This window comes from Streptomyces sp., from assembly GCF_019510245.1.
Classification (GTDB): Bacteria; Actinomycetota; Actinomycetes; order Streptomycetales; family Streptomycetaceae; genus Streptomyces.
In genome coordinates, this window is sequence record NZ_JAEKKT010000133.1 from 203,223 (window position 1) to 227,812 (window position 24,590).

At 72.3% G+C, this 24,590-nt stretch carries 29 protein-coding genes; 18 read left to right on the forward strand and 11 right to left on the reverse strand.

Annotated features, from left to right (window positions below):
* Nucleotides 1–7 precede the first annotated feature (7 nt).
* Nucleotides 8–1,048 carry a LacI family DNA-binding transcriptional regulator gene (locus JF597_RS18760; RefSeq protein ID WP_293996025.1) on the reverse strand — a complete coding sequence of 347 codons (1,041 nt, stop codon included), beginning with the start codon at nt 1,046–1,048 and terminating at the stop codon, nt 8–10.
* A 108-nt stretch (nt 1,049–1,156) separates the two neighbouring features.
* On the opposite strand from JF597_RS18760, the gene JF597_RS18765 reads away from it, so the two are divergent.
* The 7 genes from JF597_RS18765 (at nt 1,157) to JF597_RS18795 (ending at nt 6,486) form a co-directional block, all read left to right on the forward strand.
* Nucleotides 1,157–2,335 carry a phytanoyl-CoA dioxygenase family protein gene (locus JF597_RS18765; RefSeq protein WP_293996026.1) on the forward strand — a complete coding sequence of 393 codons (1,179 nt, stop codon included), beginning with the start codon at nt 1,157–1,159 and terminating at the stop codon, nt 2,333–2,335.
* A 16-nt stretch (nt 2,336–2,351) separates the two neighbouring features.
* Entirely contained in the window at nt 2,352–3,113 is a 762-nt protein-coding gene (locus tag JF597_RS18770) for an SDR family oxidoreductase (RefSeq protein WP_293996028.1), read from the forward strand.
* A 162-nt stretch (nt 3,114–3,275) separates the two neighbouring features.
* Entirely contained in the window at nt 3,276–3,926 is a 651-nt protein-coding gene (locus JF597_RS18775; protein ID WP_293996030.1) for an NAD(P)H-binding protein, read from the forward strand.
* A 10-nt stretch (nt 3,927–3,936) separates the two neighbouring features.
* Nucleotides 3,937–4,671 carry a hypothetical protein gene (locus tag JF597_RS18780; protein ID WP_293996032.1) on the forward strand — a complete coding sequence of 245 codons (735 nt, stop codon included), beginning with the start codon at nt 3,937–3,939 and terminating at the stop codon, nt 4,669–4,671.
* Nucleotides 4,617–4,973: a hypothetical protein gene (locus JF597_RS18785; protein ID WP_293996034.1), complete on the forward strand. Its 357-nt coding sequence runs from the start codon at nt 4,617–4,619 to the stop codon at nt 4,971–4,973. Before JF597_RS18780 ends, JF597_RS18785 begins: the two co-directional genes overlap by 55 nt.
* Nucleotides 4,970–5,545, forward strand: coding sequence for a hypothetical protein (locus JF597_RS18790; protein ID WP_293996037.1), 576 nt, complete (start codon nt 4,970–4,972; stop codon nt 5,543–5,545). The genes JF597_RS18785 and JF597_RS18790 overlap by 4 nt, the downstream gene beginning before the upstream one ends.
* A 122-nt stretch (nt 5,546–5,667) precedes the next feature.
* Nucleotides 5,668–6,486 (forward strand): hypothetical protein, encoded by an 819-nt coding sequence (locus tag JF597_RS18795; protein ID WP_293996039.1) that lies wholly within the window; start codon nt 5,668–5,670, stop codon nt 6,484–6,486.
* 166 nt (nt 6,487–6,652) lie between these two features.
* Here the strand turns inward: JF597_RS18795 and JF597_RS18800 are convergent, their stop codons facing one another.
* On the reverse strand, nt 6,653–8,041 hold the full coding sequence (locus JF597_RS18800; protein WP_293996041.1) for a glycoside hydrolase family 43 protein: 1,389 nt from the start codon (nt 8,039–8,041) through the stop codon (nt 6,653–6,655).
* Nucleotides 8,042–8,267: 226 nt separating this feature from the next.
* On the opposite strand from JF597_RS18800, the gene JF597_RS18805 reads away from it, so the two are divergent.
* From JF597_RS18805 to JF597_RS18815, 3 genes are all read left to right on the forward strand, one after another.
* The gene (locus JF597_RS18805) at nt 8,268–9,692 is read left to right on the forward strand and encodes an amidase (protein ID WP_293996043.1); all 1,425 of its coding nucleotides are present in this window, start codon (nt 8,268–8,270) and stop codon (nt 9,690–9,692) included.
* A gap of 46 nt (nt 9,693–9,738) precedes the next feature.
* Complete coding sequence (locus JF597_RS18810; protein WP_293996045.1) at nt 9,739–9,957, forward strand: hypothetical protein; 219 nt, start codon at nt 9,739–9,741, stop codon at nt 9,955–9,957.
* A gap of 134 nt (nt 9,958–10,091) precedes the next feature.
* Nucleotides 10,092–11,582: a flotillin family protein gene (locus JF597_RS18815; RefSeq protein WP_293996047.1), complete on the forward strand. Its 1,491-nt coding sequence runs from the start codon at nt 10,092–10,094 to the stop codon at nt 11,580–11,582.
* A gap of 62 nt (nt 11,583–11,644) precedes the next feature.
* On the opposite strand, the gene JF597_RS18820 is transcribed toward JF597_RS18815, so the two are convergent.
* Nucleotides 11,645–12,058, reverse strand: coding sequence for a MarR family winged helix-turn-helix transcriptional regulator (locus tag JF597_RS18820; RefSeq protein ID WP_293996049.1), 414 nt, complete (start codon nt 12,056–12,058; stop codon nt 11,645–11,647).
* 62 nt (nt 12,059–12,120) lie between these two features.
* Between JF597_RS18820 and JF597_RS18825 the strand changes: the two genes are divergently transcribed.
* Both JF597_RS18825 and JF597_RS18830 read left to right on the forward strand, forming a co-directional pair.
* On the forward strand, nt 12,121–12,921 hold the full coding sequence (locus tag JF597_RS18825) for an alpha/beta hydrolase (RefSeq protein WP_293996051.1): 801 nt from the start codon (nt 12,121–12,123) through the stop codon (nt 12,919–12,921).
* A gap of 19 nt (nt 12,922–12,940) precedes the next feature.
* Complete coding sequence (locus JF597_RS18830; RefSeq protein WP_293996053.1) at nt 12,941–13,390, forward strand: type II toxin-antitoxin system PemK/MazF family toxin; 450 nt, start codon at nt 12,941–12,943, stop codon at nt 13,388–13,390.
* Nucleotides 13,391–13,512: 122 nt separating this feature from the next.
* Here the strand turns inward: JF597_RS18830 and JF597_RS18835 are convergent, their stop codons facing one another.
* A complete protein-coding gene (locus JF597_RS18835; RefSeq protein ID WP_293996055.1) occupies nt 13,513–14,340 on the reverse strand; it encodes a TIGR02452 family protein in 828 nt (275 codons plus the stop codon).
* Between the two features lie 289 nt (nt 14,341–14,629).
* On the opposite strand from JF597_RS18835, the gene egtA reads away from it, so the two are divergent.
* The 5 genes from egtA to egtD are packed head-to-tail and all read left to right on the forward strand — an operon-like array spanning nt 14,630 to nt 19,299.
* Complete coding sequence (gene egtA / locus JF597_RS18840) at nt 14,630–15,958, forward strand: ergothioneine biosynthesis glutamate--cysteine ligase EgtA (protein ID WP_293996057.1); 1,329 nt, start codon at nt 14,630–14,632, stop codon at nt 15,956–15,958.
* Nucleotides 15,955–17,280 (forward strand): ergothioneine biosynthesis protein EgtB, encoded by a 1,326-nt coding sequence (gene egtB, locus JF597_RS18845; protein ID WP_293996059.1) that lies wholly within the window; start codon nt 15,955–15,957, stop codon nt 17,278–17,280. The genes egtA and egtB overlap by 4 nt, the downstream gene beginning before the upstream one ends.
* Entirely contained in the window at nt 17,280–18,059 is a 780-nt protein-coding gene (gene egtC, locus JF597_RS18850) for an ergothioneine biosynthesis protein EgtC (protein ID WP_293996061.1), read from the forward strand. The genes egtB and egtC overlap by 1 nt, the downstream gene beginning before the upstream one ends.
* Complete coding sequence (locus JF597_RS18855) at nt 18,056–18,274, forward strand: hypothetical protein (RefSeq protein WP_293996063.1); 219 nt, start codon at nt 18,056–18,058, stop codon at nt 18,272–18,274. Before egtC ends, JF597_RS18855 begins: the two co-directional genes overlap by 4 nt.
* A gap of 44 nt (nt 18,275–18,318) precedes the next feature.
* Nucleotides 18,319–19,299 (forward strand): L-histidine N(alpha)-methyltransferase, encoded by a 981-nt coding sequence (gene egtD / locus JF597_RS18860; protein WP_293996065.1) that lies wholly within the window; start codon nt 18,319–18,321, stop codon nt 19,297–19,299.
* 128 nt (nt 19,300–19,427) lie between these two features.
* Here egtD and JF597_RS18865 read toward each other — a convergent pair whose 3' ends face one another.
* The 4 genes from JF597_RS18865 to JF597_RS18880 all read right to left on the reverse strand — a co-directional run bounded on the left by JF597_RS18865 (nt 19,428) and on the right by JF597_RS18880 (nt 21,849).
* Complete coding sequence (locus tag JF597_RS18865; RefSeq protein ID WP_293996067.1) at nt 19,428–19,859, reverse strand: tetratricopeptide repeat protein; 432 nt, start codon at nt 19,857–19,859, stop codon at nt 19,428–19,430.
* A gap of 162 nt (nt 19,860–20,021) precedes the next feature.
* Entirely contained in the window at nt 20,022–20,426 is a 405-nt protein-coding gene (locus tag JF597_RS18870) for a MarR family winged helix-turn-helix transcriptional regulator (RefSeq protein WP_293996159.1), read from the reverse strand.
* A gap of 72 nt (nt 20,427–20,498) precedes the next feature.
* Nucleotides 20,499–20,837: a GNAT family N-acetyltransferase gene (locus tag JF597_RS18875; protein WP_293996069.1), complete on the reverse strand. Its 339-nt coding sequence runs from the start codon at nt 20,835–20,837 to the stop codon at nt 20,499–20,501.
* A 22-nt stretch (nt 20,838–20,859) separates the two neighbouring features.
* Nucleotides 20,860–21,849 (reverse strand): pirin family protein, encoded by a 990-nt coding sequence (locus JF597_RS18880; RefSeq protein WP_293996071.1) that lies wholly within the window; start codon nt 21,847–21,849, stop codon nt 20,860–20,862.
* A 122-nt stretch (nt 21,850–21,971) separates the two neighbouring features.
* Between JF597_RS18880 and JF597_RS18885 the strand changes: the two genes are divergently transcribed.
* Nucleotides 21,972–22,460: a carboxymuconolactone decarboxylase family protein gene (locus JF597_RS18885; protein ID WP_293996073.1), complete on the forward strand. Its 489-nt coding sequence runs from the start codon at nt 21,972–21,974 to the stop codon at nt 22,458–22,460.
* Between the two features lie 62 nt (nt 22,461–22,522).
* Here JF597_RS18885 and JF597_RS18890 read toward each other — a convergent pair whose 3' ends face one another.
* The 3 genes from JF597_RS18890 to JF597_RS18900 form a co-directional block, all read right to left on the reverse strand.
* A complete protein-coding gene (locus JF597_RS18890) occupies nt 22,523–22,990 on the reverse strand; it encodes a MarR family transcriptional regulator (RefSeq protein WP_293996075.1) in 468 nt (155 codons plus the stop codon).
* Nucleotides 22,966–23,421 carry a hypothetical protein gene (locus tag JF597_RS18895; RefSeq protein WP_293996077.1) on the reverse strand — a complete coding sequence of 152 codons (456 nt, stop codon included), beginning with the start codon at nt 23,419–23,421 and terminating at the stop codon, nt 22,966–22,968. Before JF597_RS18895 ends, JF597_RS18890 begins: the two co-directional genes overlap by 25 nt.
* A 116-nt stretch (nt 23,422–23,537) precedes the next feature.
* A complete protein-coding gene (locus JF597_RS18900) occupies nt 23,538–24,230 on the reverse strand; it encodes a VOC family protein (protein ID WP_293996079.1) in 693 nt (230 codons plus the stop codon).
* Nucleotides 24,231–24,590 lie beyond the last annotated feature (360 nt).

The window sequence follows — 24,590 nt, forward strand, 5'->3', positions numbered from 1 at the left end:
GCGTTCGTCACGCCGTGCCCGCATCGCCTCCGGGCGGCAGGTTGAACGGGGTGACCACCTGGATCGCCGAGGGCGGGACCGGGCCGTCGCCGGGCAGTGCCTTGTGGGCCCGCATGACGAGCTGGCAGGCGCGGCGCATGTCCTGGCGCAGGTCGTGGTGGAGGACCGCGGACAGACGGCGCTCGCGGAGCAGGCGGGTGTTGTCGTGGTCGAGGTCGTGGGCGATGAACACCGCGCACGTCCGTCCGAGTGCGTCGAAGGCCTCCAGCGTGGCGCGGTTGCCTCCGCCCACGGAGTACACGGCGACGATGTCCTCGTCGCGCCGGAGAGCGTCCCGGACGAGGTCGTACTGGGTGACGTCCAGCCCGTCGCTGTCCGTGACCTCGGCCAGCGAGCGGTGCGGGGCGGCGAGACGCATCGCGCTGCGGAAACCCATCTCGCGTTCCTCCTCGCCGCGGAAGGAGCCCCGGCTGACGGTGGTGAGGACGTGGCCCGGCCGGTCGCCCAGCCACTGTTCGAGCAGGTAGGCGGCGGTGGCGCCGGCCGCGCGGTTGTCGATGCCGACGTAGGCGAGGCGGGCGCTGTGCGGCAGGTCGGTCACCAGGGTGACGACGGGAATCCCGGCCGCGGCCAGCCCTCCGACCGCGGCCGCGATCTCCGGTACGTCGGGGGCCTTGAGGACCACGCCCTGCGTACCGCGCCTGGCGGTCTTCTCCAGGGTGGCGACCAGGTCCTCGGGCGGGCATGTCTCGCGGAAGTGGAAGCGGGAGCGCACGACGGCCGGGTGCAGCGCGGGCAGTTCGGCCTCCAGCGCCTCGCGCACGGCGGTGGAGAACCGCTCCGGCGCCTGCATCACGATGTCGATCATGAACGTGCGGCCGCCGATGCGGATCTGGGCCTGCTGGCGGTCCAGGTCCTTGATGGCCTGGTGGACCTCACGGACGGTGCCCTCGCGCACCATGCCCCGCTGATGGAGCACGCGGTCGACGGTGGCCGTGCTCAGCCCTGCCTGACGGGCGATTTCCCTGATCGTATAGGGATGGCGCATGAAGGATCCCAGCCGACGGTGATGGACTTTTGATGTACTGCTGAGCATTGAATGATGGGTTCGGGTTCTCAACACTGGCAGAAAGGCAGGCACGGCGAAAGGACCCGGATGCCCTCCCGGACCACGACACGGCGGACTCGGCTGATCGAGGCCGACTGCGACCTCGACGCGTTCCGCTCGCTCGTCGAGCAGGCGACCGACGCCGCCGACCACCCCTCGGCGGAGGGTGTCGAGCAGAACGTGCCCCTCTACGACAGCGACCGGCTCCGCACTCTCACCGCCACCGCCGACGGCCGCCGCGAGGTCCGGGACGAGTTGGTCCGGGCGCTGCTCGACGGCCCCGGCATCGTCGTCCTCAAGGGCGCGTTCGCCGACCCCGACGTCGTGGACCGGGCCACCGAGGCCTTCAGCGCGCTGATCGAGGCGGAGCGCGCGAGCGGTGCCGCCCGCGGCGACCACTTCGCCAAGCCGGGCGCCAACGACCGCGTGTGGAACGCCCTGGACAAGGTGGCCGTCCGGGCGCCCGAGGTGTTCGCCGACTACTACGCCAACGACATGGTCGCGCTCGTCGCCGAGGCCTGGCTGGGCCCCGCCTACCAGGTCACCTCACAGGTCAACGTCGTCAACCCGGGCGGCGCCGCGCAGAGCGTGCACCGTGACTACCACCTCGGCTTCCTCTCGCAGGAACGCGCGGCCGCCTACCCCGCGCACGTCCACCGCCTGTCCCCCGTCCTGACCCTCCAGGGCGCCGTCGCCCACTGCGACATGCCCGTCGAGTCAGGGCCCACGCTCTACCTCCCGCACTCCCAGAAGTACGAGCCCGGCTACCTCGCCTGGCGGCTCCCCGAGTTCGTCGCGTACTTCGACGCCCACCACGTCCAGCTCCCCCTGGACAAGGGGGACGCGGCCTTCTTCAACCCGGCGCTCTTCCACGCCGCCGGGCACAACCGCTCCACCGGCATCCGCCGCATGGCGAACCTGCTGCAGATCTCCTCCGCCTTCGGGCGCGCGATGGAGTCGGTGGACCGCGAGGCGATGGCGAACGCCCTCTTCCCGGTGCTGCTGCGCCGCAAGGCCGAGGGCGTCTCGGAGGACTGGCTGCACCGCGTGGTCGCCGCCACCGCCGAGGGCTACCCCTTCCCCACCAACCTGGACCTCGATCCGCCGGTCGACGGCCTCGCCCCGCCGTCCCAGGCCGACACCCTCCGGCAGGCCGTCGACGAGGGCTGGACCACCGAGCGGCTGGCGCACGAACTCCGGGCCGGCGCCGAGCGCCGCCGAGGCTGAAAGGAACACCGCACCCATGGCACTTCTTCAGGACAAGGTCGTCCTGGTCAACGGCGGCAGCCAGGGCGTCGGCGCCGGCATCGTACGGGCGGCCGTACGCGAGGGCGCGACCGTCGTCCTCACCGGCCGCCGTGCCGAGGTGGGCGAGAAGCTCGCCGCCGACACCGGCGCGCTCTTCCTACGGGCGGACCTCGCCGACCCGGCGCAGGCCCGCGACTCCGTCGTACGGACCCTGGACGCGCACGGCAGGATCGACTGCCTGGTCAACGCGGCCGGGCTGACCTCGCGCGGCTCGCTCCTGGACACCACACCCGAGTTGTTCGACCAGCACATGGCGATCAACCTGCGGGCGCCGTTCTTCTCGATGCAGGCGGCCGTCGCCGACATGAAGGCCCGCAGGGCGCCCGGCACCATCGTCAACATCATCTCCAACTGCGCCCACGGCGGACCGCCGTTCCTGGCCCCCTACTCCGCTGCCAAGGCAGGCCTTGCCGGGCTCACCCGCAACGCCGCCCACGCCCACCGCTGGGACAGGATCCGCATCAACGGCCTCAACATCGGCTGGACGGACACCGAGGGCGAGGACGCCGTCCAGCGGGCCTTCCACGACGCCGGCGACGACTGGCGGGAGAAGGCCGCCGCGGCCCAGCCCATGGGCAAGCTCGGCCAGGTCGACGAGATCGCCGACTTCGTCGTCCTCCTGCTCTCCGACCGCAGCGGAGTGGTGACCGGATCCGTCATCGACTGGGACCAGATCGTCTTCGGCGGGATGGACTGAGCCGCTCTGCGTCCTGGACGCGGCCGGTACCTGCCCGGCCGGACGGTGTCGCCTGAACGGGTCGTGATCGCGGCGAGCGGACCGGTGCCTCACGTCCGTCCCGAAAGGTCTCGGTAGTCTGCGAACCCGGAGACGGTCAACGGGAACCGGAGATTCATTCGCATGTCCAAGATCGCCCTGTTCGGCGCCACCGGCACCATCGGATCCCGCATCCTGGACGAGGCGCTCCGTCGCGGCCACACGGTCACGGCGGTCGTACGCGACCCGGCGAAGCTCACCCGGAACGACCCCGGCCTGACCGTGGTCACCGGCGACGTCCTGGATCCCGAGTCCGTCGCCGGGGCGGCCGAGGGGCAGGACGTCGTGATCAGCGCGGTCGGCGGAGGCGACGGGCCCGGCCACATCGCCACCATCAGGCCCGGCGTCGAATCCCTGGTCGCCGGCGTCCGCAGCCTGGCGGGACCGGCACCCCGGCTCGTGCTGGTCGGCGGCGCCGGTTCCCTGCGCAGGCCGGACGGCACGCAGGTCTGGGACGCGGAAGGCCTGCCGGAGTTCCTGCTCCAGATCATGCACGCACACGGGGACGCCCTGGACTTCTGCCGCACCGTCAGCGATGTGCGGTGGACCAGCCTCAGCCCCGCTGCCACGATCGAGCCGGGCGAGCGGACCGGTGTCTACCGCATCGCCAAGGAAGACCTGATCATCGCCGAGGACGGCAGCAGCCGCATCTCCGCCGAGGACTACGCGGTCGCCCTGCTCGACGAGATCGAACAGCCACGGCACATCGGCGAGCGTTTCACCGTCGGCTACTGACAGGTTGCGGTTGCCCTGCCCCCTGCTGCCCCGCGAGTACACGCACCTCGGATGGCTGCCGATCTCGCTGGTCGGAGCCCTGTCCCTCGCCGCGGGAGCCGTACTCGGCATGGGGGCGGCGCGCGCCCTGCCGTCCGTGCTCACCCCACCCCTGACGGCCGTGGGCGCCTTCGCGTTCACGGCGCTGATGCAGACCACGCTCGGCCGGACGCAGACGGCCACGGCGTCGGGGGTCCCGAGCACCGAGCCGAACCGGATCTCGCTGCTGTCCCCGGCGGTGCAGGACGTCCGCGACACTCTCCACACGCTCTCCCCCGCCGTGCACCTCGGGCAGACGATCTGGCTGCTCGGCATGGCCGCGACCGGCTTCGCACTGCTGGTCGCCGCGTCCCGGCGGGCCCGGCTGCTCGCCCTGGCGCCCGTCCTGGCGGGCGCGGCGATCGCCCTGCTCGTCCTCCCCTCGGCCCCGAGCCGGATGTACGTCCTCGACAAGGCCGCCGCCGAACCGGTGTGCGCGGGCCCGGTGTGTGTGACCAGGACGCACCAGGCACAACTCGCCGACGTCGCGGGTCCGGGCAGAAAGGCGCTGGACCTGCTGCACGCCGCCCTCGGCAGCCGGGCGCCGGTGACCGTCCGCGAGACACCACCGTGCTGCCGGAGGGAGCCACGCCGAAGTGGTCGAGACGGGTGGTGCCCGTCGACTTCGACGACGACGTCATCGCCGCCGCGAAGGGCGACGAGCTGACCTGGGCCCTTGCCGGCGAGGGCATGGTGCCGGGGTGCTCCCCCGTCGGCTGGAGCGGCACGGGCGAAGAGGACGTCGCGCGTACCGTCGCGGTGGGCTGGGTCCTCGGGGAGCTCAGGTCGCTGCCCGGTTCGTCGCCGAGCCTGCGCCACTACGGCGACACCGCGGCCCGCCCGGTGTGGCGGAAACTCGAGGCGCTGCCGCGGGCCGAGCAGCTCGCGCGGATCGACGCGATGCGTAAGGCCGCGTTCTCGTGCAAGGGAGACGTGCTCGGAGCGCTGACCGGCCGTGCGTCCCGATGAGGTGGCTGATGCTGTACGCGCGCTCGCGCCGGGTACCCGCGTCGCTCGCCGCGGCGGTGACCGGCGCGGTGGTGCCGTGGGCACTCGCCGGCGACGGCGGCGGGGCGCCCGCTGATCCGCGGCTGCCCGCCCTCGTCCTCGCCACGGGGGCGATGGCCGCCTCGACCGGGCTCGGCGGGCAGGACACCGAACTGGACCGGACCGCCGCGATCCGCTGGGTGCCCCGCAGGGCCGCGCACGTGCTGCTTGCCGGCGTGGCCGTCGCCGCGGTGCTGCTGGCGGTGCAGACCATGGGGAGGGACCTGGCCGCCGCCGAGTTCGTCGTCCGGGACAGTGCGGGCCTGGTGGGGCTGGCCGCACTGGCCGCGGCGCTCTCGGGCGGTCCGTACGCGTGGGCGCTGCCGTTCGCCTGGCTGTCCTTGGCGTCCTTCGCACCGGCCCCGACGAACACGGCGATGGAGGTGGCCGCCTGGATGCTGCTGCCTCCCGGCACGGCGGCGGGCACATGGACAGCCCTGGTCCTCCTGCTGTCCGGCACCACCGCCTACGCCGTCACCGGACCGCGCCGCTGACGGGTCCGGACCGAGCGAAGAGGACCGGCCGGGTGGACGGCACCCTGCCGGGCGCCGGTGCCCGGGGCGGCCTTCACGGGTCACGGTGCCAGATCAGGCACCAGTACCCGTCGGCCTGTCCGGTGCCCACCGACGTCACGCCCCTCGGGATCAGCGCCGGATCCGGCCGGCCGAAAGCCGACAGGGAGCAGGCAGGGTCACCGACCACCCCGGCGGCCGCCATACGCCTGGCAGCGGCCGTCGCCGCCGGGCTCGTGTACCACAGCGTCGACCCCGGCCTCGGCAGCGGCGTCGCGGGCGAGGTCGGAGGCAGTGTCGAGGGCACCCCCGGCGGCCGCGTCGCGGGCGGCGTCGGCGCCGACGGGGGTCTCGGAAGCGGCGTCGCAGACAGCGTCGACGGCGGTCTCGTGAGCGGCGACGCGGGCGGCGTCGCAGACAGCGTCGACGGCGGTCTCGTGAGCGGCGTCGCGGGCGACGTGGGAGGCGGCGTCGCAGGCGCGCTCGGAGGCCCCGTCGGTGTCCCCGGCGGGACCGACGACACCGGTGGCACCGGTGGCACCGGCGATGCGGGTGACACCGGCGGCACCCGGGTGGCCGTCGGTGGAATCGTCACCGGCGGCTCGGCTGCCGAGGACCGTGCCGGAGTCGGCATCGGCTTCGGCGTAGGTTTCGGCTCGGGTGGCGGCAGCGGGGCGGCTGTCGTCCCGCCCTGTGTCGGCTGGGGCCGCCTGCTGGACGGTGCCGGTTGCCGGGGAGGGCTGCTGGACGGCGTAGGGGTGGGTGCCGGCGTCGGGGGCGGCGTGGGCAGTGTGAGGCCCGACGGCGTCGGCCGGGGCGTGCCGTGCTCCTGCGTCACCAACGCCCAGACTCCGATGCCACCGAAGATGAGCACGGCTGCACCGCCCGCGATCCACGGGGCACGCCGGGATGGGCGTCGGTGACGGTTCATGGTTCCTACTGTCCGAAAGCGACAGCAGTGTTGCCACTTGTGGTGCGTTCGACCTTTCGGGTGACGCCGCCACCGGGCCTCGGGAGCAGGCCCCCGTTCGAACTGATCGCCCGGGGCCCGCCCCCTCACACCTGCTCACTCCGTCGCACAGGGACGGCTCAGGCCCAGGCCGTCACCGGCACGAACGAGCTGTCCTGGCGGAACAGGTCGGTGCCGTTCGAGATGTCCACGCGGAGTTGGTAGTCGTAGTGGCGCAGGTAGTGGCCCGGGTAGTTGTACGACTCGAAGCGGACCGAGCCGCCGGTGGTGCCCGTGCGGGCGATGAACGTGGCGTCCCGGGCGAACGTCGTGGTGCCGTCGTTCGCGTCGAAGCGGCCCCGGAAGCCGTAGTGGCGCAGGTAGTTGCCGGAGGCGTCGCGGAAGGAGCAGGCGTCGGCGTCGGCGAGGCCCGCGACGACCGTGAAGGTGGCCGCCTGCTTGTCTGCGGTCGCGCTGGAGCCGGTCAGCACCGGGAGGTTGAGGAGGGCGGACACCTCCTCCCAGTACCTGGTGGGGTAGTTGACCGACTGGAAGGAGCGGGTCGCGTTCTTCGTCAACGAGGGGCCGCCCGGCACCGGTTCCTTGATCACCGTGAAGTGCCGGGCCGTGCCCGAGAGGGTCGGCAGGGCGGTCGGCGTGGACCACGTGGCGAACGTGTCGTAGCTGTCGCTGTAGTAGTAGTTGCCGTCGCCGTAGCCGTCGAAGAAGATCCGCCAGGCGCCGTTGTCGAGCTGGATCACGGAGGGGCCCTCGCGGTAGCTGCCCCAGCCGGCCCAGTCGCCGGTCCTGGAGATCGTGTACGGGCCCTCGAGGCTGGTGGCCGTGCCGTACTCGATGTACTTCGCCGTCTCGTTCTTCGTGAACGCGTGGTAGGTCGAGCCGATCTTCACGATGTACGTGTCGATGTGGTTGGGGCCGATGCCGGACAGGGCGACCGGTGGGGTCCAGGCGGTGAGGGCGGAGTCGGTCGCCGTCAGGACGTACGGGGTGAAGATCCACTCGTCGTCCGTGGTCGAGCAGGACACGATGACGTTGACACTGCCGTCGCCGTCCACGAACCACTCGGGCGCCCAGGCCCGGGACAGGTTCGTGAGGGGGATCGTGCAGTCGTACAGGAACGTCCAGTCGACCCGGTCGGCGCTGCGGGCGAAGCCGATCGTGGTGCTCTCGTCCTCCCAGGTGTGCGTGGTGTAGGTGACGTAGTAGAAGCCGTCCGTGTGCTTGAAGATGCTCGCGTCGCGGATGCGGTTGCCGGGCGGGGTGTAGGCCGAGGCCTGCAGGAGGCGGAAGTCCGTGGCGTCGTCGGACTGGTAGACGTTCACCGTGCCGTCGTCGCTGTTGAGGAACGGGACGATGGTGTAGCGGGTGGCGTAGCCGCTCGTGGGGGCGGCGGCCTCGGCCGCGCCGAGCAGGCCGGGCAGTTCGCCCAGGGCCAGGGATGTCACGGGCAGGGCGGCCAGCGCGCGCAGCAGGGTGCGACGGGACGGGTCGGGGGGACGTGGGGTCACGGCGGCTCTCCGGGGGGCTCGTGCAGACCCGGACACAGCAATGCGTCCGGCATTTCGAACTCGGTTCGATAATTCGACGCAGAAAGTAGGAGTCGCGGCAGGTGCACGTCAATGCTGTGCGCAGGACTGGGGCGCAGCTGGACGCCGGCTGTGCGAAACCTGTCCCGAGGAAGCGAGATCGACGTTACTCTCCGGTAAACGCTGCGCCCCGGAGGTGGGTCACCGTATGCCGCACGACCGTTCCGCAGGTCTCGCCGAGTCCGTACGAGCCCTGTCCACCGGGGAGTTGACCTCACGTCAGCTTGTCGAGGAGTGTCTCGCGCGCATCGAGGCCACGCAGGGCAGCCTCAACGCCTTCCGGATCGTGCGCCGTACGGCCGCCCTCGCCGAAGCGGACGCGGCCGACCGGGAGTTGGCCGCCGGGGTTCGCCAGCCACTGCTGGGGGTACCGGTCGCGGTCAAGGACGACACGGACGTGGCCGGCGAGCCGACCGCCTTCGGCTGCCCGGGCGAGTTCGCGCCGGCGGCGGAGGACGGGGAGGCGGTACGGCGGCTGCGCGCCGCCGGGGCCGTGATCGTCGGCAAGACCAACACGTGCGAGCTCGGGCAGTGGCCCTTCACCGAGGGACCGGCCTTCGGCGCCACCCGCAACCCGTGGCAGCCGCTCCACACTCCGGGCGGGTCCTCGGGCGGGTCGGCGGCCGCCGTCGCGGCGGGACTGGTGCCCGCCGCGCTCGGCTCGGACGGCGCCGGATCCGTGCGCATCCCGGCCGCCTGGACCCACCTCGTCGGCATCAAACCGCAGCGCGGCCGCATCTCCACCTGGCCGCGCGGCGAGTCCTTCCAGGGCATCACGGTCAACGGCACCCTGGCCCGCACGGTCGCCGACGCGGCCCTGCTGCTGGACGCGGCGAGCGGGAACCATCCGCAGGACCCGCACCGGCCCGCCCCGTTGACCCTCTTCGACGCGGTCGGCCGCGACCCCGGGCGGCTGCGCATCGCCCTCTCCCTCAAGCCGCCGTTCACCGCGCTGCCCGCCCGTCTCCAGCCGGAGGTGCGCGCCCGCGTCCTCGAACTCGCCGACCTGCTGGCCGCGTCGGGCCACACCGTCGAGGAGGCCGACCCGCCCTACGGCCGGATCGGGCTCACCTTCGTCCCGCGCGCCACGGCCGGGATCGCCGAGCGCGTCCGCGAGGCACCGCATCCGGACCTCCTGGACCGGCGCACCCTGGAGGCGGCCCGCCTGGGCCGGCTGCTCGGCGGCGCCCCGCTGCGAGCCGCCCGGCGCGCGGAGGCCGCCCTGCGGGCCAGGATCGGCGCCTTCTTCACGTCGTACGACGTGATCCTCGCGCCGACCACCGCCGCTCCCCCGCCCCGCGTCGGCGCGCTGCTGAAGCTGGGTCAGCTCGCCACCGACCGGGCGATGATCGCCGCCTGCCCCTACGCCTGGCCGTGGAACGTGCTGGGGTGGCCGGGGGTGAACGTGCCGGCCGGGTTCGTCGGGGACGGGCTGCCGGTGGGCGCGCAGTTGCTCGGGCCCGAGGACAGCGAGCCGTTGCTCGTCTCCCTCGCCGCCCAGCTGGAGGCCGAGCTGCGCTGGCACGAGCTCTGGCCGCCGCAGGCCACGGCCGTCGACGCCCCGGCGGCATAGGAGCAGGCCACTTTCCCGTCGCTTGACCTGCCCGTACCCTCTGACCATGGACGATGCGTCGATGGTCGGGCGCGTGGGGCGGGTCAGCGGAACGGTCGGGCCCGGGCTCGTCGGCGAGGTGATCGTCCGGGTCCGCGGGGGCGCCGAGCACTTCCTCGCGTACGCCGCCGACGGCACCGGCCGGATCGAGCGGGGCACGGTGGTGATGGTGGTCGAGTACCTGCCGCCACGCACGGTCTACGTCACGCCCGCGTACGACAGTTGAGCGGTCATAGCCCCAGGTGAGGGGCCCTGTGCGTCAAGATTGCAACAAGGATCCGCCAGCGTCTTCACCCGGCGCTCGCGCGGGCGCACACTCCCTTCGTTCGGTGCCGAAAGGGCACCATTCAAAGGGGGCGTATGCCGATGGTTGTCGGCGTCGTTGCGGGGGTGGCGGTTCTCGCCGTTCTCGTGCTGATCGGTGTGTTCAAGATGATGTGGCGGGTGGCCGAGCCGAACGAGGCGCTCATCATCTCCGGTTCGAAGCATCGGACCGAAGGGCTCGAAGAGGGCATGGGGTTCCGGATCGTCACGGGGCGGGGCACGCTGGTGCTGCCGGGCGTGCAGGCGGTGCGCAAGCTCTCCCTGGATCTCAACGAGACCGAGCTGTCGGTGGACTGCGTGACCCAGCAGGGCATTCCGCTGAAGGTGCGGGGTGTGGTCATCTTCAAGGTGGGCGACGACTTCGTGTCGATCGCCAACGCGGGCCGCCGCTTCCTGGACCAGCAGAAGATGATGTCCGAGCGGGTGCACAACGTGTTCGCGGGTCATCTGCGGTCCATCGTGGGCGGGTTGACGGTCGAGGACATGATCCGCGACCGGGACAAGCTCACCGGGCAGACCCGGGCCGCCTGCGGCACGGAGATGGAGAAGCTGGGGCTCATCGTGGACTCCCTGCAGATCCACGAGATCGAGGACCCGACCGGGTACATACAGAACCTGGCGATGCCGCACGCGGCGGCCGTGCAGCGGGACGCGCGGATCGCACAGGCGGAGGCGAACCGGCTCGCCACCGAGGCGGAGCAGCAGTCGTTCGCCCGGATGGCCGAGGCCACCCGGGACAGCGAGATCCTCCAGGCGGGCTACCAGGCCGAGCGGGACAAGGCGGCCGCCCAGGCCCGTCAGGCGGGTCCGCTCGCGGACGCGGCCGCCCGGCAGGAGGTCGTGGTCCAGGAGACGCGGGTGGCCGAACTGGAGGCGCACCGGCGCGAGCAGCAGCTCCAGGCGGACGTCCGCAAGCCGGCCGACGCCAAAGCCTACGAGAAGCGGACGCTGGCCGAGGCCGAGCGTGACGCGCGTATCTCGGCAGCCCAGGCGAAGGCGAAGGAGACGGAGCTGGCGGCGGCGGCCGAGGCGACCCGGGTCAAGGCGGCCGCGGGCGCCGAGGCCGAGGCGACCAAGTCCCGGGGTACGGCCACCGCGGCGGCGACCCGGGCCACCGGTGAGGCCGAGGCGGCCGCCGCGCAGGCCAGGGGGCTGGCGGAGGCCGAGGCGGCCAAGGCGAAGGGCCTCGCGGAGGCGGAGGCCATCAAGGCCCGTGCCGCCGCCCTCGCGGAGAACCAGGAGGCGGTCGTCGCCCAGCAACTCGCCGAGAACTGGCCGGAGATCGTCAAGGCCGGGGCTTCCGCCTTCGGCAACGTCGACAACATGGTGCTGCTCAACGGCGCCGACGGCATGGCCGAGTTGTTCGCCAAGGCGCTCACCATGGGCGGCACGGGGCTCGGTCTCGCCCGCCAGCTGCTCGCGTCGATGAACCAGAACGGGCAGACGCCGGGCGCGACTTCGCCGGCCCTCAACGGGGTAACGGCCCCGAAGTCGCAGAAGGTGCAGGTGGAGGAGGGCGGCGAGTAAGCAGCCCCGGAACATCCGGAGCACAGGGGTGCCCCCGGCCGCGGCCGGGGGCACCCCTGTGCTCACTCCTGCGTGTTGAGCCGGAGCAGCAGCTCCAGCAGTGTCGCCCGCTCCGCCGCCGACAGCCCGGCGAAGCAGCCGGCGAGCACCTCGCCGGCCACCGTGTGCCCGGCCGCCAGCATCCGCTCCCCGTCGGGGGTGAGGCGGTGCTGGATCCGCCGCCCGTGGCCAGGTCGCCGCTCCACCAGTCCCTGGGCGGCCAGCCGGCCCACCAGCGTGCCGAAGGCCTGCTCGCTCTGGAAGGTGGCTGCGGCCAGCTCGCGCGCCGAGGCGCCCGGGGACCGGTCGATGGCACGCAGCGCGTCCCACTGCGCGAGGGTGGTGCCGACGGCCGAGAGCGCGCTGTCCATCGCCCGGTGCTGCCGGTACTGGGCCTGTTTCACCGCTCTTCCGAGAACCTGCAGGTCGTCTTGCATGGCTCCATCCTAACTCACGACTAAGCTTGTTTATATAAACATCCTTAGTTAGATTGGACGGCATGACGACGAACCGCATCGCCCAGGTGTACCCCGATCTGCCCGTCTCCCTCGCCGAGGCCGGTGCCGGCCGCCCGGTGCTCGTGCTCCACGGGGGCGGTGGCCCCGCCACGGTCGCCGGACTCGCCGCCCGCCTCGCCGAGTCGGCCCACACCATCACCCCGGTCCACCCCGGCTGGGACGGCACACCGCGCCCCGACTGGCTGACCAGTGTCGACGACCTCGCCGTCGCCTACCTCCACCTGCTCCAGGACAGCGAGTCGAGCGACGTCCTGGTCATCGGCTCCTCACTGGGCGGCCAACTCGCCGCGGAGATGGCGATACGCGACACGGCCGGCCTGATCACCGGCCTGGTCCTGATCAACGCGGTCGGCGCGGACATCGACGGCGAACAGGTCACCGACTTCTTCGCACTGGACCCGCGCGCCCAGGCCGAGCACTCCTGGCACGACCCGGACCGCTTCTACGTCGACCCCGCCACCCTCCCCGCCGCCGAACTCGCCCGCCGCCAGGCGAACATGGCGACGATGCGGCTGCTCACGGACGGCGGCCGGATGACCGACCCGAAGCTGCTCCCCCGGCTGGGGCGGGTACGGCAGCCCGCACTGCTGATCTGGGGCGAGAGCGACCGTATCGTCACGCCCGCGTACGGCGCGGCCTACGCGAAGGCCTTCCCGCAGGGCCGGTTCGCGCCGGTTCCCGAGGCCGGACACCTTCCGCACCTCGAACGCCCCGACGTCACCGCCGAGTTGATCGAGGGCGAGCTGCGCCGCACCGGCACCCCGCGTGTTCTCGCAGGCTGAGGCCCCTTAGGGTGCCCCCGTGACTGTGTTTACAGACGACGAGAACATCCCCGGCCGGTACGGCCCCACCGCGACCACCGAGGCCGACCCCCACCAGGTCGGCACGGTGCGTACCGAGTACTCCCCCGCCCACGACGGCGACCCCGACCCCGGTGAGATCGTGTGGACCTGGGTGCCCTTCGAGGAGAACGACGGGCGGGGCAAGGACCGGCCGGTGCTGGTCGTCGCCCGGGAGGCGGCCGGCACCCTGCTCGCCGTCCAGCTGTCCAGCAAGCGGCACGACAACGACCGTGAGTGGGTGGCGATCGGCAGCGGGCCGTGGGACCGCACCGGGCGCGACTCCTGGGTGGACGTGGACCGCGTCCTGCGGCTGCACGAGGACGGCATGCGCCGCGAGGCCTGCGCGCTCGACCGGGGCCGCTTCAACCTCGTACGCCACCGGCTGCACGAGCGGTACGGCTGGCAGTGAACCGGGCGCTCCGCCGGTCGCGCGGTTCGTGCACCGCGGGCCGGTGGGGGCTGGTCGCGCAGTTCCTCCCCCGGCCTCCGGCCGGGGGTGCCCCCAGCGCCCCTGACGGGGCGCGGTGCCGTTCAGACCCCGGCGGTCCGGAAGGCCTCGGCGAAGGCGGCCCGGACCACGGATCCCGGCGTGCGGTCCAGGACCCCGAACACCACGTGTTCGAAGGTCCCCGCGAACCGTCCGCCGGGTCCCAGCAGCCCCCGGAAGGCGTCCGCGACCTGTGCGGGGTCGTTCTGGAAGACCCCGCAGCCCCAGGCGCCGAGGACCAGTCGCCGGTACCCGTGCGCGGCGGCCACCTCCAGCACCCGTCCGGCCCGTACGGCCAGGGCCCCCGGCAGTTCGCCGGTCCGCTCCGGAACCGTACGGCGGATCACACCCGCGTTGGGGGCGGCGGCCGTGAGGAAGCCCGCGCGGTAGGGCTCGGCGAGCAGCGCGCCGCGGTCGTCGCGGAAGACCGGGACGGCCGGGGAGTGGATCACGCGGTCCGTGTAGAAGGGGTCGCGGTGCGCGCGGTGGTGGTCGTAGTACGCGGCGGCCTCGCGCACGCACGTGTACAGCGCGGAGGCGCGGCACAGGGCCTCCTCCTGCGCCTGGGCGCCGTTCAGGTAGCCGCCGCCCGGATTGCGGGCCGAGGCGAAGTTGAGCACGGCCACCGGGGCGTCGGCGAGGCGGCGGGCGGCCTCCAGGCTGCTCTCGCCGGTGACCTCCAGGACGGTGTCCGATGCGGGCGGGAGGGGATCCGGGACCGGCACCGGTGCCGGTCCGAACAGCCGCGTCCCCGCCCGTGCGGCCGCGATGTCGGCGGCCAGGAGGACCTGCCGGCCGTCGGGCGCGCGGTAGCTCCCCGCCGCCACGATCTCTTCGGTCTGCCGTGCGATGCCGCGCAGGCGCGCGCTCATGGCGCCACCCCCGTGGACGCCATGGCCGCGGCCCGCGCGGCCTCCCCCGTCGTGCTCATGCACGCATCCTGGGCGATGCTGGTGGTGCCGTGCAACGGAGTTTCGACGGCCTGAAACGGCCGGAAACAGGCAACGAAGCAGCGAGGAAGCAGAGGTTACCGATCCAGAACGTGCCGATAGGTGCCCTTGTGCGAATGGGCGTGAAGGTCTTGGGTGGGACGGACGATGCCGCCCCGGACGTATCCACGGCCGGGACGGTGGCATGGTGGAATCTCAGGAGGATCCCGACATGTCCGACTCAATATCCGACAGCGGCGACTGTACCGGCGGGTCGGTGAGAACCGACTTCTCGGACGACCGCACGGCTGTCACCGAAGCCGAGGTGGAGGCCCTGGTCAAGGGCATCTGCTTCAAGACCGGCCCGCCCCGCACCCTCGGGGTCGAAGTGGAATGGCTGGTCCACGAGCTGCGCAGGCCGCAGCTCCCGGTGACACCCGAACGACTCGAAGCGGCCTACGCCGCACTGCGCACGGTGCCCCTGGGGTCGGCGCTCACCGTCGAACCCGGCGGCCAGCTGGAGCTCAGCTCGCCGCCCGCCGCCTCCCTCACGGAGTGCGTCGGCACCGTCTCCGCCGACCTGGACGCCGTCCGCAAGGTCCTCGCCGAACAGGACCTCGGACTCGTGGGCGTCGGTCACGAGCCCTGGCACACTCCCCGCCGCTACCTGCGCGAGCCGCGCTACGACGCGATGGAGACGTGCCTGGACCGCACCGGCACCGCGGGTCGCCACATGATGTGCGCCTCCGCGTCCGTCCAGGTCTGCCTGGACGCCGGCCACGAGGAGCCCGGCCCGCTCGGGTACACCCGGCGCTGGTGGCTCGCCCATCAGCTCGGCCCGGTGCTGGTGGCCGCGTTCGCGAACTCCCCGCTGGTCGGGCACCGGCCCACCGGCTGGCTCTCCACCCGGCAGCTGCTGTGGATGGAGATCGGCGCGGGCCGCGCGGGCGGGCCCCCGCTGGACGGCGACCCGCGCACCGCCTGGGCCCGGCACGTCCTCGACGCGCCGGTGATGTGCCTGCGGCGGGAGACCGGCCCCTGGGAGGTTCCCGAGGGCCTCACCTTCCGGGCCTGGACCCGGTCGGGGGCGCCCACCGGCGCGGATCTCGCGTACCACCTCACCACGCTGTTCCCGCCGGTCAGGCCGCGCGGCCATCTGGAGCTGCGGATGATCGACGCGCAGCCCGGCGACGACGGGTGGATCGTGCCGCTGGCGGTGACGGCGGCACTGTTCGACGACCCGGAGGCCGCCGAGACCGCGTACCGGACGGTGAAACCGCTCGCCGAGCGGGCGGGGCCGCGGCCCGCACCGAACAACCCGCTGTGGATCGACGCGGCCCGTACCGGGCTCCGCGACCCGGAGCTGCACGAGGCGGCCGTCGCCTGTTTCGCGGCGGCGCTGGAGGCCCTGCCGAGGATCGGCGCGAGCTCCGTGGTCATGGACGCGGTGGCGGCGTACCGGGACCGGTACGTGCTGCGGGGCCGCTGCCCGGCCGACGACCTGCTGGACCGACTGCGCGGCACGGCCGGCCGCGCCCTTGGGAAGGACATCAGCGCATGACCGAGACCGACGTCGACATCGATATCGAGACCCTGCGGGCGCGGGCACTGAAGTCCCTGACCACGGCCCGTGACCGCACCACGCTGCTGACCAGCTGCGTGGAGGGGCCCGACCTCACCGCCCAGCACTCCCCGCTGATGTCCCCGCTGGTCTGGGACCTCGCGCACATCGGCAACCAGGAGGAGCTCTGGCTGCTGCGCAACGTCGGCGGCCGGGAGGCGATGCGCCCGGAGATCGACAGCCTCTACGACGCGTTCGAGCATCCGCGCTCCGAGCGGCCCTCGCTGCCGCTGCTGGCGCCCGCGGAGGCACGGCAGTACGCGGCGGAGGTGCGCGGCCGGGCCCTGGACCTGCTGGAGGGCGCGGCGTTCAGCGGCACCCGGCTGACCGAGGCGGGCTTCGCCTTCGGGATGATCGCGCAGCACGAACAGCAGCACGACGAGACGATGCTGATCACGCACCAGCTGCGCAAGGGCCCGCAGGCTTTGACCGCCCCGGATCCGGCTCCGGCACCGCCGTTCACCGGCCCCGCGGAAGTTCTGGTCCCGGGCGGCCCGTTCACCATGGGCACCTCCACCGAGCCGTGGGCGCTGGACAACGAACGCCCCGCCCACCGGCGGGAGGTGGCGCCCTACTGGATCGACACCACCCCGGTGACGAACGGCCGGTACCTGGCGTTCATCGAGGACGGCGGCTACGAGGACGAGCGCTGGTGGACGCCCGACGGCTGGGCGCACATCCGGCAGCACTCCATCTCGGCACCGCAGTTCTGGCACCGGGAGGGCGGTCAGTGGCTGCGGCGCCGGTTCGGGGTGACCGAGGTCGTACCGCCCGAGGAGCCGGTGCTGCACGTGTGCTGGTACGAGGCGGACGCCTACGCCCGCTGGGCCGGGCGCCGGCTGCCCACCGAGGCCGAGTGGGAGAAGGCCGCCCGGCACCACCCGGGCGAGAACCGGTCCCGGCGCTACCCGTGGGGCGACGCGGAGCCGGCGCCGCACCACGCCAACCTGGGCCAGCGGCATCTGCGCCCGGCCCCGGCCGGCAGCTACCCGGAGGGCGAGTCCCCGCTGGGCGTACGGCAGTTGATCGGTGACGTGTGGGAGTGGACGTCCAGCGACTTCCTCCCCTACCCCGGCTTCACCGCCTTCCCGTACAAGGAGTACTCGGAGGTGTTCTTCGGCCCCGAGTACAAGGTGCTGCGCGGCGGTTCGTTCGCCGTGGACCAGGTGGCGTGCCGGGGGACGTTCCGCAACTGGGACTACCCGATCCGGCGGCAGATCTTCTCCGGTTTCCGCACGGCCCGTTCGGCGGAGGACGCCTGATGTGTCGTCACCTGGCCTGTCTGGGGCCCGAGGAGCCGCTCGGCCGGCTCCTCGTGGAGCCCGAGCACTCCCTCTACCGGCAGTCTTGGGCACCCCGGCGGCAGCGGTACGGGACGGTCAACGCGGACGGTTTCGGGGTCGGCTGGTACGCCCCGGCGGATCCGCAGCCGGCCCGCTACCGGCGCGCCGGGCCGATCTGGGCCGACCAGTCCTTCGCCGACCTGGCCCGGGTCGTGCGCACCGGCGCGCTGCTGGCCGCCGTCCGGGACGCGACCCTGGCGGGCGCGGACGCGGAGGCCGCGGCGGCGCCGTTCGCGGCGGGCCGCTGGCTGTTCAGCCACAACGGGGCGGTGCCCGGCTGGCCGCAGTCGCTGGCGCCGCTCGTCCCGCTGCTGCCCCCGGCCGACCTGCTGTCGATGGAGGCCCGCACCGACTCGGCGTTCGTCTGGGCACTGGCCCTGCACCGGCTGCGGTCCGGTACGGAGCCGGGCCCGGCTCTTGCCGAAACGGTTCAGCAGGTGGCCGAGGCGGCACCCGCGGCCCGGCTCAACCTCCTCCTCACCGACGGCGAGACCATCACCGCCACCGCGTGGGGCGACAGCCTCCACTACCTCGCGGAACCCGGCCTGCGCACCGCCGTCGCCTCCGAGCCGTACGACGACGACCCGCGCTGGCAGGAGGTCCCCGACCGCACGCTGCTCACCGCGAGCCGCGCGGGCGTCGTACTCGCCCCGGTCGAGGACCTGGCATCGGTACCCCCTAAGGAGCCCTGTACGTGAGTCCCCTCCGTGTCACCCGCACCCTGCTGCAGGACGCGACGGACACCGCGCTGCGCGCCGATGTCCCGACCGGCCTCACCGCCACCTTCGAACTGCCCACAGGCGCGGCGATCACCGCGCCCCGCACCGGTCCTGTCACCTCAGCGGTGACCACTCGTCCCCGGTCGCGTCGCCGCACGCAGCGCTCCGGCCCTGACTGCCGGTTCGCGCTGTGACTCCAGGCAATCACCGGCAGGACGTCGACCGAAATGAGGCAATCATGACCAGCGCTCACCCCTACGGCTACACCGACACCCTCGACGCCGAGCACTACGCCAAGGCACTTCGCGCCGACATCCACGGCGGGCTGACCAGCACCCCCAAGTCCACCGCGCCCACGTGGTTCTACGACGCCCGGGGCAGCGAACTCTTCGAGGAGATCACCCAGCTTCCGGAGTACCCCTTGTGGCGGGCGGAACTGGGGCTGCTCCAGTCGCACGCCCAGGACGTGGCCGCGTGCACGGGAGCCCGGACCATGGTCGAGCTCGGGTCCGGCAGTTCCACGAAATCCAAGCTGATCATCGAGGCGCTGGGGCCGACCGGCCTGAGCTACGTTCCGGTCGACGTCAGTGCGGACGCGCTCCACCAGGCCAGCGCCCAACTCGTCCAGGACTACCCGGGGATCCGGCTGCACGCCCTCCGTGCCGACTTCACCACTCCGCTCGTCCTGCCGGCGCTGCCCGAGGACGGCCCACGGCTCATCGCCTTCCTGGGCAGCACGCTGGGGAATTTCCGGCGTCCCGCCCGCGGCCCCTTCCTGCGCGGGCTCCGGGACATCATGCGCCCCGAGGACTTCCTCCTGATCGGCGCCGATCTGGTCAAGCCGGAACACGAGATGACCGCCGCCTACGACGACGCCCAGGGCATCACGGCCGAGTTCGACAAGAACCTGCTGTACGTCCTGAACCGCGAGCTGGACGCGGACTTCGACCCCGATGCCTTCGACCACGTATCCGTGTGGAACAGCGCGGAGAGTCACATCGAGATGAGGCTGCGCAGCCGCGTCGAGCAGCTCGTCAAGGTCCGGGGACTCGACCTGGCGGTGCCTTTCGCACGCGGCGAGGAATGGATCACCGAGCGCAGCGCGAAGTTCACCGTCGACGGGTTGCGGACCGAGATGGCCGAAGCGGGCCTTCGCACCCGACAACTCTGGGCCGACCCCGACGCCGGCTTCACGCTGACCCTCGCCACCGCTGACTAGGGAGACCACCGATGTCCGCCGGGAGAACAGAAACGAACAGGCGTGATCGTTCTGTTCTCCCGGCGGCACGAGCACCCCGGACCGGCTCGGCCGTGCTCCGAACCCCGCCATGAACGGCGATCGGCCGCTCAGTCGTCGTCGGGAAACTCTCCGGCGAACGCGGCGGCCGTACGCAGCCACGGCTGCGCCTCGTCCTGACGGCCCTGGCGTTGCAGGGTCCGGCCCAGCATCAGGTGGGCGTAGTGCTCCACCGGATCACGCTCGACGATCCGGCGCAGCTGTTCCTCGGCGCGCCGCAACTGTGCGGAGTGGTAGTAGGCACGGGCCAGCAACAGCCTCGGGCCCGTCTGTTCAGGAGCCTCTTGGACGACGTCGGAGAGCAGCCGAGCCGCGCCGATGTAGTCCCTGGCCCCGAACAGCAGCTGAGCCCGCTCCCAGCGCTCGGCGGTGCTCTCCTCGTGCGGTCCGCCGACGCCGTCGTCGAAGAGGTGCAGGGTGCTTGCCCACCGGTCGGGCGCCACACCGTCCGTGGCCGGGTACGTGTTGAGGTTGTCGGTCATCGTTTCCTCCGTTCCGACGTGCTGTGCGAAGGACGGTCCCAGACGCGGGCGGCGATCCGGCCGAACTGCATCGTCTTCAGCTCTTCTATGTTGTTGATGCATCAACCACACCGTCGGAACACGGGCACCGTGCTGCCTATTCCGCATCCGTCGGGCGTGGCGTCACTCGGACCGTCCGTCCAGCCGCTCGACGACACGGCCCGCGACCCGGGCGAGCGCGCCGAGTTCCTCCGGCGTGAGAAGGTCGACGAAGAGACCCCGCACCGTGGCCACATGGCCGGGCGCGGCCGACGCGATCATCTCCCGTCCCAGCGGGGTGACGACCACGAACGCGCCGCGCCCGTCCTCGGGGCACTGCTTCCGGACGACCATCCCGCGTTCCACCATGCGGGAGATCTGGTGCGACATCCGGCTCTTCTCCCACTCCACCGCCCTGGCCAGGTCCGCGGAGCGCACAAGGGTGCCGGGCGCCTCGGCGAGGTGAACGAGCACGATGTAGTCGGCGGCGGAGAGGCCGGAGTCCGCCTGCAGACGACGAGCCACCCGGCCGTGCAGCCTCTCCTGCATCCGGACCAGACAGCGCCAGGCGTCAGCCTCCGCCGGACCGAGCCGTGCCCACGGCCCGTTCACCTGGACCACTCAGCCAAGCTGTGCCTCCAGCCACCGCAGGACGTCGGGCGTGACCGGGTCGGTGATGTCGGCGAACTCGTCGTGCCGCTTGAGGAACTTGGCGACGTAGGGGCAGACCGGGACGATCCGCATTCCGGACGCGCGCACGTCGGCGAGCGCCTGCTGCACCAGTTGTGCACCCAGTCCCTGGCCGGCGAATGCCTCGTCGATCTCCGTATGGAAGAAGACGCGCTGTGCGCCCAGGTCACGGTAGGCGGTCAGGCCGGCGCGTCCGCCGTCGACCAGGATGTCGTACCGGCGACCGGCGTCCACGCGCTGGACGACCGTGGTGGTGGAGGACTCGCTCATGGTGTGCCTTTCGCAGGGGAGGTCAGCGGGTGGGTGGGTTGCGACGGGGGGTGATGACGGCGTTCGGGAGGGCCGGCGCGGGCAGGCGGCCGCCGGGGAAGTCCTCGATGACGCCGAAGCGGTCGGAGGAGGCCTCCCAGTCCTCGCGGGCTTTCACGATGTCCTCGTGGCTGCGGCCGATGAAGTTCCACCACATGACGATCTCCTCCCCGAAGGGAGGTCCCCCAAGGAGAACGGTCCGCGCGGCGGCGCCGGTCTCGTTCACCAGCGTCAGGGTGTCCGCGCCGCGAGGCACGTAGCCGAGTTCGGCGGGCCGCAGCACGGTGTCGATCAGGCGGACGTCCCCGCTGTCCACGAGGAGGCCGTGCTCGAAGGCGGTGTCCACGGCGAGGGTGAGCGTCGCGTGCGGTTCGAGGACGATCTCGGCGCCGAGCAGCGGCGTGAAGGTGCGGACCGGGGAGGTCCGGCCGGCGAGCGAGCCCAGGAAGACCCTGATCTCGGCCCCGTCGACCCGCAAGGGCTCGGGCACGTGGTGCTGGAAGTCCCGGGCGGTGTCGCGGTGTTCCCCGGGAAGCGCGACCCACAGCTGGACGCCGTGGATGACGGTGGTGTCCGGGGTGGAGACCTCCGAGTGGGCGATGCCGTATCCGCCGGTCATGAGGTTCATCTCGCCGGGCCGGACCAGGGCGTGGGTGCCGAGGGTGTCGCGATGCTCGATCTCGCCGCTGAACAGCCAGCTCACCGTCTGCAGGCCGGTGTGCGGATGCGGGGGCAGGTCCATGCCGCCCGCCGCGGTGACCTGGTGCGGGCCGTAGTGATCGGCGAAGCACCAGGCGCCGATCAGGGTGCGCTCCCGCTGGGGCAGCGTCCGCCGCACGCGCAGCGCACGCGGTCCTCCCAGAGGGACCTCGCGTGCCGACAGCACGTCGACCCGGGGCGCTCCGGCCGGGCGTTCGCCTTCGACGAGCGGACCGCAGCTCAGCGCCGCGGCGTCGGTTTCCACGTTGCTCACCGGGAGCACCTCCCACACAATCTGGTTGTCACATCAACTATGATGCCACGAAGGCAGGCCGACGGCCACAGCACTCGACCGCACCCAGGCCACGGCGAGCGTGGCCCGAAGGAGTCCCCGACGTGAGCGAGACCACCCGCAGCTCCGCACCCCGCAGGATCTTCATCGACAAGCAGAGCCCCAAGGCCTTCCATGCCCTGGTGCAGGCCGCGGAGGCGGTCCGGGCGACGGCTTCCGAGGCGGGGCTCGACCGGACCGCCGTGGAGCTGATCAACCTCCGCGTGTCGCAGCTCAACGGCTGCGCCTACTGCCTCGACGTGCACACCAGAGCGGCCCTGCGCGCCGGTGAAACACCGCAGCGACTCGGGGTCCTGAGCGCGTGGCAGGACACCGGCCTGTTCACCCCCGCGGAGCGAGCCGCCCTGGCGCTGGCCGAGGCCACGACCGATGCGGCCGACACCGATGCCCAGGCATCCGCCTACGAGGCCGCCCGGCAGGTTCTCTCCGAGGACCAGATCTCAGCCGCGATCTGGGTGGCGGTCACCATCAACGCGTTCAATCGCGTGTCGATCATGAGCAAGCACCCGGTACTGCCTCCGCACGGCGAGTAGAGGCAGTGGGCCTCCACACGGCAGCGCCCCGGCCGCCACGCACGCCGGGCCGCCCGCTGCGGTCAGGCGGGCTCCTCGTCGAGCTTCTCCACCACGCGCTCGGAGATCCGAGCCAGCAACCGCAGCTCGGCCGGCGTGACGTTGTCGAGGAAGAGCTCGCGCACCGCCTCCACATGCCGCGGGGCGGCGGCCTCGATCATCGCTCGCCCCTCGTCCGTGATCACCACGAACGCGCCGCGGCCGTCCTCGGGGCACTCGTCCCGCACCACCAGCCCGCGCTTCACCATCCGGGCGATGTGATGGGACATCCGGCTCTTCTCCCACTCCAGCGCCCTGGCCAGGTCCAGGAACCGGCGCCGCCCGTCCGGCACGTCCGTCAGCTCGACCAGCACGGCGAAGTCCGCGGGCGACACGTTGGACTCCGCCTGCAGCAGACGGGACAAGCGGCCCATGAGCCGCTCGTGCATGCGGACGAAGCTCCGCCACGCGTGCTGCTCCTCCGCCGTCAGCCAACGCACCGTCTGTTCCATGAAGCAAGTGTAAGCATAGTTGACAGTTCACCGAATAAGCCTCGGAGCCGGCCGCGTGCGCGTCCTTCTCCGTCCACCTGGATGTGCGCGGCGTTCTCGGCGAGCCACTCGTCGAAGCTCTTGAGTGCCGGGTTGATCTCCCGCAGGAGTTGCAGGTCGCGGGCGCCGGTGAACTCCTGGTCGAAGTCGCCGTAGTACTGGAACACGTTGGCGATCCCGTCGCCCGCCGGTACGCCCAGGGGACGGAAGACGTCGTAGGGCACCGACCGGAGGCGCACCGGCTCGCCGATCGCGGCGCCCAGCTTCTGCGCGTACTGGGCGCCGGTCAGGTGGCGCGCTTGGGGTCCATCATCCGGTTGATGGATCAACCAGCAGAGCGCGATCGAGTCACCCCCGCACCTGCCATCCGAGCGACGCGATGCGATGAACACCCGAGCTGGTGCACTTTGCCACCGTCGCGCCGCTTTCCGGAGTCGGAGCGCGCAAGGGCCGTGCTCAGCGCCCGGGCCGCCGCCGAGTCCGCGGAGCACGCGGCCTGACCACCCGATCAGCCGTCTCGGCCCTGCCAAGTGGTCACGCAGGCCTCGTTCCCCTCGACGTCGGCGAGCACCCAGAACGCGGGGGCACGGGTGGCGGACACGAGCCGGCCACCGGCCGCCAGGGCGGCATCGATCCGCCGGGGTGCCTCGTCGTGCGGGACACAGACGTCGAAGTGGATGCGATTGCGCTGCGGGCGCGCCCGATCCATCTGCTGGAACCAGACAGCCGGGCCCTGCCCCACGGGGTCGACGAGAGGATCCTCCACGCCCTCCGCACCCGCCTCGCCCGCGTACCCCAGCACGGCCCTCCAGAACGGCCGGACCGCGGCGATGTCCAGGGCGTCGATCGCGATCTCCAGGAGCTGGACCGACCGCGGCGCCCCCGTACCGATCTCAGGCGCCGTCAGCAACCCGGTCCGGTCCACGGCGAGAGAGATCCGACGCGCGAGTTCGACGTCCTTGGCGGTGACCGCCGCATGGACCGACGACTGCAGAGTGAACACGACCCGATCGGGGCGGGCATCGACAAGAAGGTGCCGATCGGCGTCGCTGCCGCACGCGGCGACGGCGTCCGCTGCCACGCGGACGGCCTGAGCCAACGACCGGACCGAAACCGAGGTTCTCAACGTGCCCAGCAGGAAGCGCCACCCGCAGTCGTGGACCGCCTCCGACGCTTCCCGCCGGCTCAGTATGTGCTCCATGCCCGCATCCTCGCAGGACGGCGCCGCGCGCGGGCGGACAACTCGGCGTCCATGCGCCCACGTTCTGCGCCTCCGCCCGGCGCTCCAGCGCCCACTCGGTGACCAGTACGGCCAGCAGGTCCACAGCGCTGCGGGCAGGCCGGTCACCGATCCGCGGCCTGCGGCACTCCGCCTCCGAGACGAGCGCGGTGAGGAAGCGGGTCACCCGCGCCCGTGCTCCTGCACACCGAACGCACGCCTCCCCACGGGGACGACCGGACCGTGCCCAGCCGCACCGCCCGACCGTCCGCGCCGACTCGTCCGCCGCCCTCCCCCGAGCAGCTCAACGGGGCAGACCACCGTCCGCACCCGAGGAATTCC